At 69.5% G+C, this 551-nt stretch carries 1 protein-coding gene; it reads left to right on the top strand.

The features are described 5' to 3' along the window. Nucleotides 1–63 precede the first annotated feature (63 nt). On the top strand, nucleotides 64–551 hold a 488-nt coding region (locus AOK08_RS47440), incomplete at its 3' end, for an aldehyde dehydrogenase family protein (protein ID WP_241827021.1).

The raw sequence follows: 551 nt of genomic DNA, 5'->3' as shown, positions 1-551 counted from the left end.
GGGCGGCGGGGGCGAAAAAAGTCCGGTCCACCTCAACAACTTCCTTTTGAAGGAGCCATTCTCATGGCCGACAGAATCACCGTCGCCGGAGTTTCCGTCGACACCCGGCACTGGATCGGTGGCGAACGCGTGCCATCCGCCGCCACCTTCACCGACAACTCGCCCATCGACGGCCGTGTCCTCGGGGAGATCGCTCGCGGCGGCCCCGCCGAGGCTTCCGCCGCTGTCGCCGCCGCCAAGGCTGCCTTCCCCGGCTGGGCCGCCACCCCGCGCACCGAACGGGCCCGCCTCCTCCACGCCATCGCCGACGGCGTCGAGAAGCGCATCGAAGAGCTGGCGATCGTCGAGACCAACGACAACGGCGCCCTCCTCCGGTCGCACCGCCGTGGTGTGATGCCCCGGGTCGCGCACAACTTCCGCTTCTTCGCGGACTGGCTGCTGAAGCTGGACCACGAGGACTTCGAGACCCGGGGCCACACGAACCACGTCTCGTGGGACCCGGCCGGGCCGAGCGTGCTGATCACCCCGTGGAACGCGCCCCTGATGCTGGC

Origin of the sequence: Streptomyces graminilatus (genome assembly GCF_001418565.1) — a bacterium.
Taxonomy (GTDB): Bacteria; Actinomycetota; Actinomycetes; order Streptomycetales; family Streptomycetaceae; genus Streptomyces; species Streptomyces graminilatus.
This window is presented reverse-complemented; position numbering and strand designations above follow the sequence as displayed.